Source organism: Loktanella sp. D2R18, assembly GCF_003318235.1.
Taxonomy (GTDB): Bacteria; Pseudomonadota; Alphaproteobacteria; order Rhodobacterales; family Rhodobacteraceae; genus Yoonia.
On record NZ_QOCG01000006.1, the window covers coordinates 296,256 to 311,171 of the forward strand.

Genomic DNA, 14,916 nt, shown 5'->3' on the forward strand with positions numbered 1-14,916 from the left:
TCAGAACGCGATGACCGCCTTCGTAACGATCCGCCCGTCGATTCGGAGCGCGCGGTTACGGGCCACGGCCTCGACGAAGGCGGCGGCCTCCTCGAAGGGAACCACATGCGACACGAGCCGTCGGAACCGCGTGCTGTAGGCGTCGATCAGCATCACGGCCGCCGCAATCTGATCCGCCGAGGTCCCGCGCTGCCCTGTCACCCGATAGGGCCCGTTCGGACCCTGTCCGTCAAGGTAGGCACCCGCGGTCGGGGTGCCGCGCGTGTTACGCCAGCGGATCCCCGCGAGATCGTCGAAGCTCAACCTGCCGCAGGCGGGCGACACACCGGGCGCCACCGACGAGACAAGATCGAGGACACCACCGGGTTCCAGCACGGCGAGCGCTTGCCCGATCGCGGCGCGGCACCCGCCACGCGAAACCATCACTGCCGCGGCATCGACGCGGAAGCCGCACTGCGTGAGGGCGGTTCGCGGAACGATCTGCACACCGGGGAAACTGTCTAGTCCCTGCGCCAGTTGCGCTGCATGATCCGTATCGCTGGGTGACAGTAGAACGGAGTGGCCCTTCCCGGTCAGGACAAGGGCCAGCGTCAGCGCGATGCCGCCCGATCCGAGGATCAGCACCCGCGCGGCATGGCCCGCGTCGAGCCCCATCAACCCCTGCGCGTAGAGCGCGGCGGCCACCGGCTCCGCCAGCGCGCTTTCCGGCCCGATCTCCGCCGAGTGCCAGGCCGAGAGGTGCCCGTCGGCGATTTCTTGCTGCGTGACAACCCGTTGCTGAGCCCAGATGCCGGGAATTGAATGCCCGAAATTGCGGGTTTGGTCGGCGTCAGAAACCGGGTTGACCACGACGATCCGCCCGCCAGCTCCGCCAGCAGAAAACTGGGCGCAGCACTCGGTAACTTCCGCCACCACCTCGTGCCCGAGCACGCTGGGCATGTCGCTGCGTGTGCGGCGGATAATGTCGAGATCGGTGCCACAAACCCCGGCAAAGCGCGGCATGATACGCAGCGCCCCCTCGGGTAACGGCAGGACCGGATCGCGGCTGTAGCCCAACCGTCCCGGACCGGTTAGGGTGATCGCAGCGTGCATCATATTGCCCCCCCCGCCGACAGGAAGACCGGCGCGCCGCGCGTCGCTATCTGCGCCGCCCCCAGCAGGCCGAGATCGCCGCCGTCGACGATGCGGACCAACTCGTTGAAGAAAGCCGGGTGACGCTCGGATATCTGGTAGGCACCATAGGTTTCGAGTTCCCCGATGAGCGCATCGCGCCAGCGCTCCGGCCCGAGGCCGTCCAGGACCCCGCCGCCGAAATGAATGCGCGCGATGGCCGGGTTCGCAGCGATCATGGTCAGGACGACCTGCGCCAGCGGACGCAGGCAAGTCGACAAGATATCGTGCGCAAAATGAGCATCGCGATCCAGCGCTGTCCCGAACGCTGTAATATGGTCGCCCCCCTGAGCCAGCCCCAGCCCGTGGGCGATCCCGGGATGGGTTTCGCGTACATGCTCAAGCACGGCCTCCATCCCTCTGCCTGAAGACACAGCGTTCAGGTGATGTGCGCCGCCGCAATCGCAGGTCAGCGGCAGAACACGCCCCCGGAACGTGGCGGTAACCGGCAAATGGCCGATCTCGCCCTGAAGGCCCGCAATATCGTCGATGACGATGCCGCCCGCCCGGGCGGACCAGATCCGCGCTGCGATGCCTGTTGAGACGGTGATATAGCAGGTATCGCTAACGACAGGATGCCCGTCCCCGGTAACGAGCGCCAGGAGTGCCGCGCTGACATCGTTCGTCACGTGCCAGTCGAACTCCGGCGCCCGTTGCCGCAGCGCGCTGCCGAGGTCGAAGGGATCGCTGCAAGCTCCCCAGAGCGGCCCGGAGTTCCAGATCACGCCAGTTCTGTGATGCATCGCGGCCCCCATGGAAACCCCTACCGCGCCGATCCCCGGCGCGCGGTCCGCATGATGCCGTGCCTCTGCCACTAGATAGGAGAAAAGCGCGGCCCGGAGATCAGCCGCAGTCTTTTCCGGGTGGTTACGCGCGCTGAGCGCGGGCGCGCTGCGGCGGTCCGAGAGACCGCCGTCCGCTCCAACGCGTGCCGAGCGGAACCACGTGCCGCCGATATCCATCGCGATCGCCTGCCCCGCTTGCGCCGGTGCCCGCTGCACCGAAAGTGTCATTGCCGTCCCGCGTCGGCGTCCTGTCGCAGCCCAGCGATGTTGCCTGCGATCTCACCGCCAGAGAAAACCGCCGATGCCGCAACTATCCAGTCCGCCCCGTGCGCCGCCAGCCCGCCGATGGTGTTGCGCTTGACCCCGCCATCGGCGCAGATCCGCACGCGGTGGCTGGAAGAGTCGATCATCGCGCGCAACCTAGCCACTTTGCCGGGCATCGTGTCCAGGAGGCGGCTTTCGCCCGGATGCACCGTCATGACGACCACAAGATCAATAAGCGGCAGAAGCTCCTCCAACGCCGAGAGCGGCGTCGCAGGCAGGATCGCGACCCCGGCACGACAGCCCCGGTCGCGAATTTTCTCGAGGCTGCGATAGGGGTTGTTCGAGGTCTCCAGCGGGAAACTCAGTACATCCGCCCCCGCTTCGAGGAACGCGTCGATTTTCTCATCCACCCCGGCACACAGCAGGTGCACATCGAGGACCGTCTCGACGTGCAGCCTGGCCCGTAGTTCGGCGATCATCTTCGCGCCGAAGGTGATATCGGGCACGAAATGGCCGTCCATTACGTCGAGGTGCAGCACGTCCGCGCCACCCTCGAGACAGGCCTCAGCGCTGGCCTGCATGCTAATGAAGGGTCCGCCCAGCAGGGCCGGGGCCATGACGATTGGGGGCGTCGCCCCGGGGGGGAAGTCGAAGAGCTTGTCGGCATGCGTCATCGGAAAGTGTCCTTATCATTTTGCCGGAGTGCGGAAACCGTCAGTCCGGTATTTTCATGGATCGTCGTTTTGACAAGTGTTTTCAGAAAGTTGTTCTCTTGTCCTGCCTGCAGCCGCTGCAGCAGTTCCGGCAGTTCCTGAACCGGGATGCTCCGCTCTACGAGCGCGACGAACAGGGGCTGCCATGAGGGCGTACTGAGCAGGGCTAGCGCCCGGCTGAAGTCCGCCCGCAGCGCGCCATGCGTACCCCCAACGGTCACCGGCTTGCCCCCGACATTAACTTGCACGAAGCCTTCTGATCGGCGTAGCGCGTCCTTCGGCAGCGACAGGAGCGCGGAGGTTTCGCCGCTTTTGGTGCCGCCGAACAGGAGCACCAGCCCGCCGGGCCGCACCATGCGCAGGGCCCGCCCGATTGAGGCTTCGTCGGAAAAAGCATCCGACACCACGACAATGTCGAAATTCTCCTCGGAAGCCTCGCGAGGGACATTGATCCCGTGCCGCTCGAGCGGCGTATGATCCCTTAGGTAGGCAGGGCGCGCCGGACTGCGGTTGTAGATGTCGCAGGACAGGCCCGATTGCCGCAGAACGCAGGCCTGCAAGACGGAGGATAGTCCCGCTGCGGTGAAGGCCACATTGCGCGGCGCCTGCCCTTGCGTGGCGGTGCGGAAATATGCTAGCGCGCGCTCCGCTGAGTGCACTGCGCAGGCAAGCGGTTCGGCAAGGACCGCGATATTGTCCTCCATCCCTGTCGGCACCGGGACGAAGGCTCGTCTCAGCGTCCCGGCGTCCGCGCGCGCGTAGAACATAGGGGCAAAGCCGGTACTACGCTGGAGCGCAACGTGCGGATCGAAGACGACCCTCTGTCCCGACCGCAGCCCGCCCCCAGCCTCCTCTGAAAGAACCTCTAGCACCATCTCATGCCCGAAATCTCGGCGTACGTCACGCCGCCCGAAGGCTTCCTTCAGGTCCGAGCGGCACAGCCCCGCAACCCGCACCCGCGCGACGAAGTTCGGCGCTGCACCGGTCCATGTTTCCCGCGTCCATTTTGGCGTTCCGTCTACAAGCGACACCGCGTTGTAGACCAGTGGTTGGTTTATCGTTTCAGGCGGCATGGCCACTGGCTCCTTCGAAATAATGGTGCACCGCTTCGACGATGCCATCAGCCTCCGCATCGCTCATGTCCGGGCGGATCGGCAGGCAGAGCAGTTGCCGCGCCAGCCGTTCCGCGACCGGGAAGTCGCCCTTGGCGTGGCCGAGATGGGCATAGGCGGGTTGCAGGTGGATCGGCACTGGGTAGCGCACCGTCGCATCGATCCCCTGCGCCAACAAAGCGTTCAGCAGGGCATCGCGATTGTCCGTGGCCAATTGGAACAGGTGGTACACGTGCGTGCCCGGCTCCCCCTCTGCCTGAAACGACACCGGCAGCCCGGACAGCCCGACGCGGAAGCGCGCGGCGATCTCGCGGCGGCGCTGGTTCCACTCATCAAGCGAAGGCAGCTTGGCGCGTAGCACGATGGATTGCAACACGTCGAGCCGAGAATTGCGCGCAACGATCGTGTGGTCGTTCTGCTCGGCTTGTCCGAGGTGGCGAAGCATGCGCAGACGTTGATCGACCGTGGCATCGCCTGTCACGCATCCCCCAGCATCTCCGGCCGCTGCTAGGTTCTTGCTGGGATGGAAACTGAAACAACCCACCCGCCCGAAACTGCCGACTGGGCGGCCCGCCCATCTGGCGCCGTGGGCCTGCGCGCAATCCTCGATCACCTGCGCCCCGTGTTGTCCCGCGATCTCCAAGAGCCGGTCCATGTCGGTGGCTAACCCGAAAAGATGTACTGGCAAAATGAAGTCGAGCGCGTCGAGAGTCGCCAGCTTGTCGAGATCCATCAGGAAGGTCTCCGGACAAGCATCGACCAGAACCGGTGTCGCGCCCGTCAGGCAGATCGCCGCCACCGTTGCGAAGAAGGTGTTTGCCTGCACTGCTATTCGGTTCCCTGGGGCGACCCCCGAAGCCTGCAGCGCGAGAATCAACGCATCGGTGCCGGAATTCACGCCGATACAGTACCGCGTATCGCAATAGGCCGCAAAATCCGCCTCGAAAGAATCGACGTCCGTGCCGAGAATGTAGTTCCCACTGAGCAGCGCTTTGCCGATGGCCTGTTCCACGGTACCGGAAATTCCTGCAAACTGCGCCTCGTAATTGTATCTCTTCACGTTCATTGAGGTTTCCCCACCTTCTGCATTGCCGCGGGGTCGACGTGAATCTCAACCTGCGGTAGCCGAGCCAGCACCCCGGCAGAGGCTGGGCTGCCGTGAAATATCTGCGCGACCGCTTCAGCCTTGGAAGTTCCCGTCGCCACGATGGCGATATGCTGCCCCGTCGCGATGGCCGCGAGCCCGAGAGAGCGTCGCGCCGTGCCCTGGGGACAGGTCGTGTTAAGGAGTCTGTCCGGGTTCGCGATATCCTCAGCGGTGAACACCGCTGCGGTGTGGCTATCGGTTCCGAGGCCGAGAACGACGAAGTCGAACTGCGCGCGCCCAGTGATCTGCTCCATTGCGACGGCGGCCTCTGTGGCATGCAGCGTCACATCCGGCACACAGGCAAAGGCTTCCTGCAACATCCGGAGGTTCGAGCCCTCACCAGGATCGACGAAGTCGTCGGTGACGAAGATATCGACCGGACGGCGCGCGTCCGTCGCATCCCGGAGGCGCCGGGCCAGTTCCCGAGCCACGGGTTTAAGGGTCGAACCACCCCCTAGCGCAATACATCCCCGCACGGGTTGGTTGGCAAGCACCCGGTATAGGGCATCGGCGACGTGGAGCGCGGCGCCCGTAGAGGTATCATGATAATGTAACATGTTGATTTCCTATCTTGGTCCGTCCAACTTGGACGGCGAGGCGAGCGACTTGGTACCAGGCGTCATCAAGAGGACGATTACCCCAAGTACTCCGATGACGAGAAAAACGCTCCAGAGATACTGTACCCCGACGAGCTTGCTTAGATACCCCAGCCCGGCTGTCAGGACGATGGAGATCATCGTGGCCGACAATTCGACTGTTGCATTCGCTCTGCCTTGCTCGGCATCGTCGAATGAATCCATGATGTAGGTGGAGCGGTTCATGCGAATGTAGGCAGCTATCATCGCGAATATGGCAATCGCGGCATAGGTCGCCTCCAGTTTCGGCACCGTCGCGATAAGAACAACCCCAAACAGAAAAGCCGCCATCGGTAGGGACAAGAGCTTACACAGGTCCGGCGGGCTATGCTGCCGCGTGCCCCAGAGGATCACCATGGCCATGGCAGCGGCTGCATAGATGCTGTCATGGAAGTAGTAGGTTGCCGAGCTCTCGTTCAGAAAGCTGCGGAAGTGGTCCGGGTATATGATGTTCATCGCCACCACCGCGCAGGTAGGAATCGTGCTGACCGCGAGCAAGATTGAGGCTCGCGGGCGAGACAGAATCAGGTCCACAGAATCCCGCGCCAATTGCAACAGGCTGGCCTTGCCCTGAAGCTGTGGAGTCATCTTCAGCCGCGGCAGGACCGAGAGGCACAAGCCGGCAAAGGCGAAGGTGAATGCATCCACCAGCAAGACAAAGACGATCCCGCCGAAATGGTAGATCGGAATGGCCACGATGCCGCTGGCAAAGGTGACACCTTGCCGGACGAACTCGATCTTCTTGTTGGCCGAGCGATATTGCTCTTTGTCGACGAGTGCTTGCGCGATGCTCTGCCGTATCACTTGGTCAAGGCCGCGCAGCACTAGGATCACCGAGGCGGAGAAAAGTAGGATCCAGTGCGACTGCCAAAGCGTGTAGCTGTAGGCCGCCACTAGCTGAACCCCCAACCCGCCCAGCTGCAGAACGATCGCGATGGTCTTGCGATTGAGGCTGTCCACCGTCGGGCCGAATACCGGGAGCAGCAGGAGGAGGCAGATCTGCGAGACGAGGAAATACCCTGCAATCAGCGCTGGGTTTCCCGTCGTCTCCACAAGGACCCATGGGATTGCCAACAGTGAGATGGCCGATCCCGCACCGGAAAAGAGGTTCGCGACCTGCAAGGTCGCGAATGCGGAGAGTTTTTTCATGGATTTTCTCTGGATATTTCGGCGCTCGAAAAGCCGGTCAGATAACTACGCAAAGGTCGGCTTCGGACAGCATGTCCTCGGTTTCCGCCAGTCGCATCAGCGTTCGCGTCACCGTTGCATCGGACAACTCGGCACGGGAGCGAATGAAATCGCAGGTCCCGATCCCTGTCGGAACTGGCAAGTTAAGCGCCCCGCCGCGGTGCTTCTCGGTATCTTCGAAGGCCCTGAGCACGAGCGCCTCGTTCAAGAAGGCGTGGTTGGTCGGCAGGTCAAGCCGGCGCAACAGTCCAATTACCCGCAGCAGGTCCTCATCAGAGAGGTGCCCGGCATCGTTCGCGATGCAGCTGGTGTAGGCCAAATCAATCGCCACCGCTTCGCCGTGGTGCAGTGTATAGCCGCTCTGCGCCTCGAGCGCCGGGGAGATCATGTGGCCGAGATCGACATAGCGCTCCAGCGTCATGTTTTCGTAAGGGTTGCTGGACAACTCGATCAGCATCCCGTCGATCGACCGCGTGATCACCTCATCCGCTACCGCCACCGGCTGCGCGAAGCGCGTGCCGATTAGCGTCTCGCCACATTCCTCCAGCATTTCGAACAGCCGCCGGTCGCGGATCATCGCAATCTTCACGATCTCTGCCATGCCCTGCCGCACAGCCGCCAGCGGCAGGCTCTTAAGCAGGTCGGGATCGACGAGCACCTCTTCGGGTGGATGGAAACAGCCAAGGTAGTTCTTGCTTTGATTGAAATTCACCCCGCCCTTGATGCCAACGGCCGCGTCGATCTGCGCCATCAGCGTCGTCGCGATGCGCGCATGCCCTACACCGCGGCGGATCATTGAGGCCGCGAAGCTCACGATGTCGCCGACGACACCGCCGCCGAGCGCGACTAAAATGCCATGCCGATCCACCCCCGCACGCTGCGCACACTGCGCAACTTTCAGGACTGACGGCATGAATTTACGTTCTTCGCCCAACTCCAGAACGAGCACTTCGGGACTTGTCCCGGATTTTTTCAGCGCTCGCACGGCGTTTTCGCCATACAGCGTCCAGACAGTGGGGGTCGTGACGAGGACGCATTTCCTCCCCCTTAACCCATCGAAACTGTCTGCGATATCGTTTTGAAAGGAGCCTCGACTTACTGTGACTTCAAATTCTGCGCATTTTTGCGCCGATAAACATAGTTCTCTCAATTATTCTTCCGCTTCTTTAATTGAATACACTTTTCTGTAGTTCAGATCGGCATCCATTCAACCTGAGGGTAATTTGTATCAACATTATGACATTTTATTAAATGTTTGGTAACACGGCTCACTGCCTCCTATAAGCTCGTTTTACGGCCGAGTACCGGGATCGCGATGGCCAAACGAAAATGACTTCTACGACTTTCGGCAATGCCTTCGAAAACGAGGTCAAAAATGGCAAGACGGTTCAGAACGTTCGCCTGAACTTTCCGGTGGACGTGACAGAATTCATTCTCTTATCATCAAAAAGGACTATGCTTTCGAGGAACTGATCGCTGAGATTGCAGTGAGCATTCTTGGCGTAAAGCGCGGTTTCAAAACGGATCTCGAGCAGTCAGCAGCAAAGGTCGAGGGGTGGATCAACGCCCTTTGAGACGACAATCGGGAAGTTTTTCGCGCCGCAGGTCACATCAGGCATCGCTCACATGATGCAAGATTCCATGCGAAGACGTGCCTCGCCAGCGAAGGCCGAATATCCAAAGTTTGGTTTGTCCGCGACCTCATTTTTGCCCGCCCCACTTGCGCTGCGCGAAGCATGAATGACTGGTTTTGCCGCCGCACGGCAGCACCGATGATCGAGCACTTGCAGAGTTTTTCGCGCTGCGAGCGCGCGCAGCACATTTCCAGCACGTCCGCCTTGGGCTCACACCAGTCGTTCGCTGCGTTCTGTACGAACGCCCGGTAAGCACTTTTGTCCATTAAGACTTATTTTGACACGGGTTTCAGGAAACCGGGTTGCGGTAGATCATCCGTCGCACGGAACCGGTTTTGGACCGCATGAGGATTGTTTCGGCGGTGACATAGCCGACTTCGCGCTTGATACCTTGCACCAGTGATCCATCAGTGACGCCTGTGGCCGCAAAAATCACATCTTGGGTTACCAGATCGTCGCGTGTGTAGACGCGGTCAAAATCTGTGATCCCGGCCTTTGTCGCGCGGCCCCGTTCATCATCGTTGCGGAACAACAGGCGGCCTAAAATTTGTCCACCCATACATTTGAGCGCGGCGGCTGCCAGCACGCCCTCGGGCGCGCCACCAGAGCCCATATACATATCGATACCTGTGATGTCTGGTTCTGCGCAATGCATGACGCCCGCGACATCGCCATCAGTGATCAGCCGGATGGCGGCCCCGGTGCTGCGCAGTTCGGCAATCATGTCTTCGTGGCGCGGCCGTTCGAGCACGCAGACGGTGATATCGCGCGCGGTGCAGCCTTTGGCCGCAGCCAATGCGGCCACACGTTCGCTGGGTGACATGTCCAGCGTGACGACACCATCGGCGTAGCCGGGGCCAATCGCCAATTTGTCCATATAGACGTCTGGCGCGTGTAGCATAGACCCACGCGGCCCCATTGCGATGACCGCGAGCGCATTTGGCATGTCTTTTGCAGTCAGCGTTGTCCCTTCGAGCGGGTCGAGCGCGATATCAACGCCGGGGCCGGTCCCGGTGCCGACTTCTTCACCGATATAAAGCATCGGCGCTTCGTCACGTTCGCCTTCGCCGATGACCACAACACCAGCAATATCAAGCTTGTTAAGCTGGGTGCGCATCGCATCGACCGCAGCTTGGTCAGCGGCTTTTTCATCGCCACGCCCGATCAATGGGGTACAGGCAATGGCCGCAGCTTCGGAAACACGGGCAAGCCCAAGCGAGAGTGAGCGGTCGTTGAAATCGGCGGCTTTGGTCACGGTCTGGATCCTTTGATGAACAATCCCCCTAAACCGTGTCTAGGGCATGGCTGCAATACTGTTTGCGCTAACCTGCTACGTTACGCGCTGAGAAAGCAGGCTTAGACTTGCTCGATACGAATTGCGACGGGTGTGCCCGAAACAACGCCGGTTTTTGCAAAATCTGCAAGCGCCTCTTCGAGCGCGGTGCGGGTGGTTTTATGGGTCACAATCAATACAGGTGCGGCGGTTTCTTGGTGCCCGTATTGGCGCATCCGGTCGATGGAAATGCCTGCCTCGCTCAGAGCGTGGGCCACTTTGGCCAATGCGCCCGGTTTATCGACCAACTGCATCCGCAAATAGTAGGGTGCAGGCACCGCCGCACGCGCCGCACGCGCATTGCGCAGCGTGTTTGCGGGCTGCCCGAATGTCGACATGCGCATTCCGCGCGCGATATCCATCACATCGCCCATCACCGCACTTGCCGTTGGGCCTTCGCCAGCTCCAGGACCGCGTAGCACGATTTGTCCAACCGCGTCGCCTTCAAGCACGACCATATTGGTGCCCCCGTCCAACTGCCCCAAAGGTGATGTGTCGGGCACAAGGCAAGGCGACATCCGTTGTTCAAGGCCGCGGCCTGTCAATTGGGCCACACCTAGCAGCTTAATCTTATAGCCCATATCGGCGGCTTGATGGATGTCTTCGATGGTGATCGCGCCGATCCCTTCAAGTTCGACCGCGTCGAAGTCGACCTGTGTGCCAAAGGCAATCGACGCCAAAAGCGCCAGCTTATGCCCGGCGTCGATCCCGCCAACGTCAAGTTCAGGGTCTGCTTCGAGATAGCCGAGGTTGTTTGCCTCATCAAAGACCGCATCATAGCTGAGCCCCGCGCTTTCCATCCGGGTCAGGATGTAATTGCAGCTGCCGTTCATCACGCCCATGACGCGCGAAATATCATTGCCAGCGAGCCCTTCGGTCAGGGCTTTGACAACGGGGATGCCCCCGGCGACAGCGGCTTCAAAGCGGATCACGCGGCCGGCTGCCTCGGCCGATTCTGCGAGCGCTTGCCCGTGGATCGCAAGCAGGGCCTTGTTGGCGGTCACGACGTCTTTACCAGCAATGATCGCGGCGGCTGTGGCGTCTTTGGCGGGGCCTTCATGGCCACCCATGACCTCGATGAACAGATCGATATCGTCGCGTTTGGCCAGATCAACAGGGTCATCTTCCCAAGCAAAGCCAGACAGATCGACGTCGCGATCTTTATCCTTGGACCGCGCAGACACTGCGGTGATCACGATGGGGCGCCCTGCACGTTGTTCGAGCAAGGTTGCGTGCTTTTGAACAATCTTGATGATGCCAACGCCAACGGTGCCCAGACCCGCAATTCCAAGGCGTAGTGGTGTCGTCATGTCGGGGTCCGTCCATCGTTGGTTTGTCTTACCGCCGTACTAGCGAAAGGGACGGGTTACTGCAACGCGGCGATGTCGATCTGGCGCAACCGGGCTGCACGGGCTTGCAAGGCCGCAACGCGGGCAGAAAGCCCTGCATCCGCGACGCCTTCGATTTCTGCGCTTTGCGGTAGCTGCGTTAGCGTCGGGTAGGGGGCCGCACGGGCGGTATCACTGATCGTGCCGTCGAGCGCCGGAAATTCGGCACAACCGATCAGAACGACAAAGAAGAGAGGCATAAAACGCATGGTATGATGTTTTGCATTCCGCGCCGCTTAGCGCAACTAGGCAATCGCATAGACATCGGTTAGATCAGGTTTAACAAAACAGGGGTTTACGATGTCTCAATCTGAAACAAACGAAGTTCACGCAACTGTGCAAACCACTGCGGTGCGCCGCATTTTCGCATTTGGGGTTTTGCTCGGATTGGGCGGATTGGTGATTTACACGGCACTTGTGCAGCCGCCATCCCCGGTTTGGCTCGTGTTTATGCTGGCCTTTGGTGTCACGATGCTTTGGCTAGCGGAGACGATGCGCCGCAGTACGCTTTGGGTAATCGAACTGACCGATACAGAACTGCGCGCCACTAACGGGTTTGTCTTGGCTCGTATGGATGAAATTGTGGCTGTTGACCGTGGGGCGTTCGCGTTTAAGCCATCCAACGGGTTTACCCTGAAACTAAAAAACCAAAAACCCCGGGCTTGGGCACCGGGGCTTTGGTGGCGTTTTGGACGCCGGGTTGGTGTCGGTGGTGTGACGTCGGCGGGTCAAGCCAAATTTATGGCTGAACAAATCGCGTTACGCATCACCGCAGCGCGGCTCTAATCGTCACTACAAAGTGGGTCACCGTTATTCTTAATGAAACATACGTTTCCGTCACGGGGGCGAATGACTGTGAACGTGTTAAAGCTGAGATCGTCCAAGTCAGTTTCTAAAAACGGCCCGATACCAATCGAAAATGGCGCCGAATATTCAGTGTGTGTTTCAACAAGAATCGCGTTGTCGCCATCTGACAAAACAGGCAAGCGATCAGACTCTGCACGCAGCGTAGCGTTAGTATGGTTAGAATAATAGCCGCCCCTTTGACGTGACCAGACGCGGTCGTACTCATCGTCGCTCTCGTCAAATGTATAGACTGTAATGCGCATATCTGGCGCGTTCGCAGAGGGTGTAAGCGCCTCAAGCAAATCATGTGCGCCATTGATAAACGTGTTGTCGACTTCGACCTCACGGCTGAACATGTCTGCGATTGTCATGCTCATACGTGTACTGATCGATTCAGTCTTAAACGCGTCGAAATAGACAAGTGTCGACAGCAAAGCCCAAACCAGAATTGGTACGACAAGCAATAGCTCGATTGCGATAACGCCGCTTTCGTCATCACGAAAATCTTGCAGGAGTGACTTAATCTTCATCTGCGAATGGCTCCACTACAAATGAGGCCGATGCGACCAATGCGTATGACGACCCTGCTGCGTCGTCGCCTTCTGCCGCGTCAACAATGGCTTTACCAATGCCTGTTGTTGGCAAAAAAGGATCGACACGAATACAGGCCCGCAAAAACACAACATCATTGTTTCCGAGGTTTGAGAATTCAACGGCGGCTTGTGTTGTCACGCTGCGGTCGATGCAGGCAACATCTGTGGGGATATCTACCCACGCACGCACGTCACGGACAAGCATTTCCAATTCTAACTGGTTTTCGCAATCTGGTAGCATTTTCGCGTAGTTACAGATGCTTTCCTTGAGCAGCTCACTTGTTGGCTCGGCCATCACCCCGATCCGTACTTCGCGCACGGCCATGTCAATGCCGCGTTCAAGCCTGACATTGCGCAGTGAAATCATGCCCATCTCATATGTCATCAGGAAGAAGCCAAAGAAGATCGGAAAGACGATCACAAATTCAACGGTGACAACTCCAGATTCGTCAGCGTTGAATGCGCCGATCCACTTTCGCAATCGAGTCATCATAGGCTCAACCGCAATTGGGTGATCTGTTCCGCAATATCAGCGAAAATCTGTTCCAATTCACCGCCCTGAGTATTGAAATAATGCGCTTCCGACGATGCACAATCCTGCATTTGTGAACTCGTAGCACCCATAGCGATGGTATAAATAATGATGTCTTGTGCTTTTGCTTCGTCGCAAATGTTCTCAAGAAGCGTATTCGCATCCGTCGCGGAATACTTTGTGTATAGGAGGTCCTCGTAGTCGCGCGGACGGGTTACCTGAGGCTCAATATCGTCCCAGTTTCTGTCTCTCATCCAGTATTGCAGCGGATATTGAGTAAATACTGCCCGTTCTTCGTAAGAATCGTAGTTAGACGGATCAAGGCGAGTGCCGGCTACGTTGTTTCCGTCAGTCATAAGAATAACATATTTTACGGTCGATATGCCATCGCTCGATGCAGTGTAGTCCAATGGACGCGTTCCAGCGAAGACAGGGTCAATTTCGCCCGTGGTATCATCAAAAATTGGACGCATTGACGGGTCAAGCAGTGAAACCCCCCACTTCATACCTTTATGAATAGCAGTGTTGAGCGTCGGCTCTAGGCTGTCGATCGCATCCGTTAGTTCGGTAAGATCTTGTGAAAGCGGAACGATTTGAGGTTCGAAGTCGCCAGCTCTTTCTGTTGGGCAACGGGGAGTCGTTATCGTCGATGTTCTGTTGCTGCTGGTGTAATCAAATGTCTCAACCTGATAATACGCACGCGTGGTATCAAATACGGTTGTTTCAAATTCGTCGTCATTGAAATCGACGCAGCGGCTGGGGTTCGTTGTTACACCACCTACACGCTCATCTTCGGGCAGGAATTCGTCGTCGGGAATTTCATACCACGTTTCTGGTTGCTGTAACGTCAATTTACTAAAAATATAGTCACCAATGTTGACGTTTTCTGAATAATTAACCAACGAAATGGATACGCGGTCTTCAAGCTCATCTGTCAGCATCGCAGTAACGAAACTTTTCGCTGCTGGCTGCAGAATATCAATGCGGTCTACAGTATTTCCATCTGCGTCGGTCCCGTCAAAGCCCATCGATCCAGAGATATCTAAAACTAACGAGATTTCAACGTTTCCCACGCCTTCAATCGCGCCGGAATGTGCTGGGACAGAAAGCGTATCGATGCCGGCGAGGCGAAGGTAAAACGTGTCTATATCAAGGTTTGTCGAAACAGAAATAGAGCGAGATGTTACTGAATCGCCGCCAATTGTTGTCGACAAAATATTGTCACCATACCCGGTTTTTTCGAACATGTCATCGATAACCAATTGGGGATCAAGCTCTTGGTCAAGCTCGGCCGCGGCAAGCACGGCGCGATCAGCAACACTTTGTAATTCGGCGCGCCGAGATTCAAAACGCATAAAGTCGACAGCCATGCCGCCCATTAGCAGCATCGTGATCAGCAGAATTAGCGTCATCACGATCAAGCCGCCATCTTCGTCGTTAACGAAGCGGCGCAGAAGTCTACTGGATTGCGACTGTGCAGGTTTTTGAATTCTAATGGTCATTGGCTGATTTATCCCCATGGCAAAATCTCAGTCTGAGTATATGGCAACCCGGCCTGCCTGTATAATCGTTAATG

The 14,916-nt window shown here is 58.6% G+C and carries 16 protein-coding genes; 2 read left to right on the plus strand and 14 right to left on the minus strand.

What is annotated here, in order from left to right:
* Genes DS901_RS04230 through DS901_RS04265 form a run of 8 tightly spaced genes read right to left on the minus strand, consistent with a single transcriptional unit; the run spans position 1 to position 7,999 of the window.
* Positions 1–1,095, minus strand: a complete 1,095-nt coding sequence (locus DS901_RS04230) for an alcohol dehydrogenase catalytic domain-containing protein (RefSeq protein ID WP_113775672.1) — start codon at positions 1,093–1,095, stop codon at positions 1–3.
* Positions 1,092–2,183 carry an ROK family protein gene (locus tag DS901_RS04235; RefSeq protein WP_113775673.1) on the minus strand — a complete coding sequence of 364 codons (1,092 nt, stop codon included), beginning with the start codon at positions 2,181–2,183 and terminating at the stop codon, positions 1,092–1,094. The genes DS901_RS04230 and DS901_RS04235 overlap by 4 nt, the downstream gene beginning before the upstream one ends.
* On the minus strand, positions 2,180–2,893 hold the full coding sequence (locus DS901_RS04240; RefSeq protein ID WP_113775674.1) for a ribulose-phosphate 3-epimerase: 714 nt from the start codon (positions 2,891–2,893) through the stop codon (positions 2,180–2,182). The genes DS901_RS04235 and DS901_RS04240 overlap by 4 nt, the downstream gene beginning before the upstream one ends.
* On the minus strand, positions 2,890–4,005 hold the full coding sequence (locus DS901_RS04245) for an MDR/zinc-dependent alcohol dehydrogenase-like family protein (protein ID WP_113775675.1): 1,116 nt from the start codon (positions 4,003–4,005) through the stop codon (positions 2,890–2,892). Before DS901_RS04245 ends, DS901_RS04240 begins: the two co-directional genes overlap by 4 nt.
* The gene (locus DS901_RS04250; protein WP_113775676.1) at positions 3,995–5,110 is read right to left on the minus strand and encodes a DegT/DnrJ/EryC1/StrS family aminotransferase; all 1,116 of its coding nucleotides are present in this window, start codon (positions 5,108–5,110) and stop codon (positions 3,995–3,997) included. Before DS901_RS04250 ends, DS901_RS04245 begins: the two co-directional genes overlap by 11 nt.
* Positions 5,107–5,748 (minus strand): 6-phosphogluconolactonase, encoded by a 642-nt coding sequence (locus DS901_RS04255; RefSeq protein ID WP_113775677.1) that lies wholly within the window; start codon positions 5,746–5,748, stop codon positions 5,107–5,109. The genes DS901_RS04250 and DS901_RS04255 overlap by 4 nt, the downstream gene beginning before the upstream one ends.
* Positions 5,749–5,757: 9 nt before the next feature.
* On the minus strand, positions 5,758–6,975 hold the full coding sequence (locus DS901_RS04260; RefSeq protein WP_113775678.1) for an MFS transporter: 1,218 nt from the start codon (positions 6,973–6,975) through the stop codon (positions 5,758–5,760).
* Positions 6,976–7,012: 37 nt separating this feature from the next.
* Positions 7,013–7,999, minus strand: a complete 987-nt coding sequence (locus DS901_RS04265; RefSeq protein WP_181820754.1) for a 3-dehydroquinate synthase family protein — start codon at positions 7,997–7,999, stop codon at positions 7,013–7,015.
* 457 nt (positions 8,000–8,456) lie between these two features.
* Between DS901_RS04265 and DS901_RS19115 the strand changes: the two genes are divergently transcribed.
* Complete coding sequence (locus DS901_RS19115) at positions 8,457–8,588, plus strand: zincin-like metallopeptidase domain-containing protein (protein WP_404932337.1); 132 nt, start codon at positions 8,457–8,459, stop codon at positions 8,586–8,588.
* Between the two features lie 349 nt (positions 8,589–8,937).
* On the opposite strand, the gene glpX is transcribed toward DS901_RS19115, so the two are convergent.
* The 3 genes from glpX to DS901_RS04280 all read right to left on the minus strand — a co-directional run bounded on the left by glpX (position 8,938) and on the right by DS901_RS04280 (position 11,578).
* Positions 8,938–9,903: a class II fructose-bisphosphatase gene (gene glpX / locus DS901_RS04270; protein WP_113775680.1), complete on the minus strand. Its 966-nt coding sequence runs from the start codon at positions 9,901–9,903 to the stop codon at positions 8,938–8,940.
* A 101-nt stretch (positions 9,904–10,004) separates the two neighbouring features.
* Positions 10,005–11,291, minus strand: a complete 1,287-nt coding sequence (locus DS901_RS04275; protein ID WP_113775681.1) for a homoserine dehydrogenase — start codon at positions 11,289–11,291, stop codon at positions 10,005–10,007.
* Positions 11,292–11,347: 56 nt separating this feature from the next.
* Positions 11,348–11,578, minus strand: coding sequence for a hypothetical protein (locus DS901_RS04280; RefSeq protein WP_113775682.1), 231 nt, complete (start codon positions 11,576–11,578; stop codon positions 11,348–11,350).
* A 91-nt stretch (positions 11,579–11,669) separates the two neighbouring features.
* Between DS901_RS04280 and DS901_RS04285 the strand changes: the two genes are divergently transcribed.
* Positions 11,670–12,155, plus strand: coding sequence for a hypothetical protein (locus tag DS901_RS04285; RefSeq protein WP_113775683.1), 486 nt, complete (start codon positions 11,670–11,672; stop codon positions 12,153–12,155).
* On the opposite strand, the gene DS901_RS04290 is transcribed toward DS901_RS04285, so the two are convergent.
* Genes DS901_RS04290 through DS901_RS04300 form a run of 3 tightly spaced genes read right to left on the minus strand, consistent with a single transcriptional unit; the run spans position 12,152 to position 14,842 of the window.
* On the minus strand, positions 12,152–12,745 hold the full coding sequence (locus tag DS901_RS04290) for a TadE/TadG family type IV pilus assembly protein (protein ID WP_113775684.1): 594 nt from the start codon (positions 12,743–12,745) through the stop codon (positions 12,152–12,154). The genes DS901_RS04285 and DS901_RS04290 overlap by 4 nt on opposite strands.
* Positions 12,735–13,301 carry a TadE/TadG family type IV pilus assembly protein gene (locus DS901_RS04295; RefSeq protein ID WP_258546645.1) on the minus strand — a complete coding sequence of 189 codons (567 nt, stop codon included), beginning with the start codon at positions 13,299–13,301 and terminating at the stop codon, positions 12,735–12,737. The genes DS901_RS04290 and DS901_RS04295 overlap by 11 nt, the downstream gene beginning before the upstream one ends.
* Positions 13,298–14,842: a Tad domain-containing protein gene (locus DS901_RS04300; RefSeq protein WP_181820756.1), complete on the minus strand. Its 1,545-nt coding sequence runs from the start codon at positions 14,840–14,842 to the stop codon at positions 13,298–13,300. The genes DS901_RS04295 and DS901_RS04300 overlap by 4 nt, the downstream gene beginning before the upstream one ends.
* Positions 14,843–14,916: the final 74 nt, after the last annotated feature.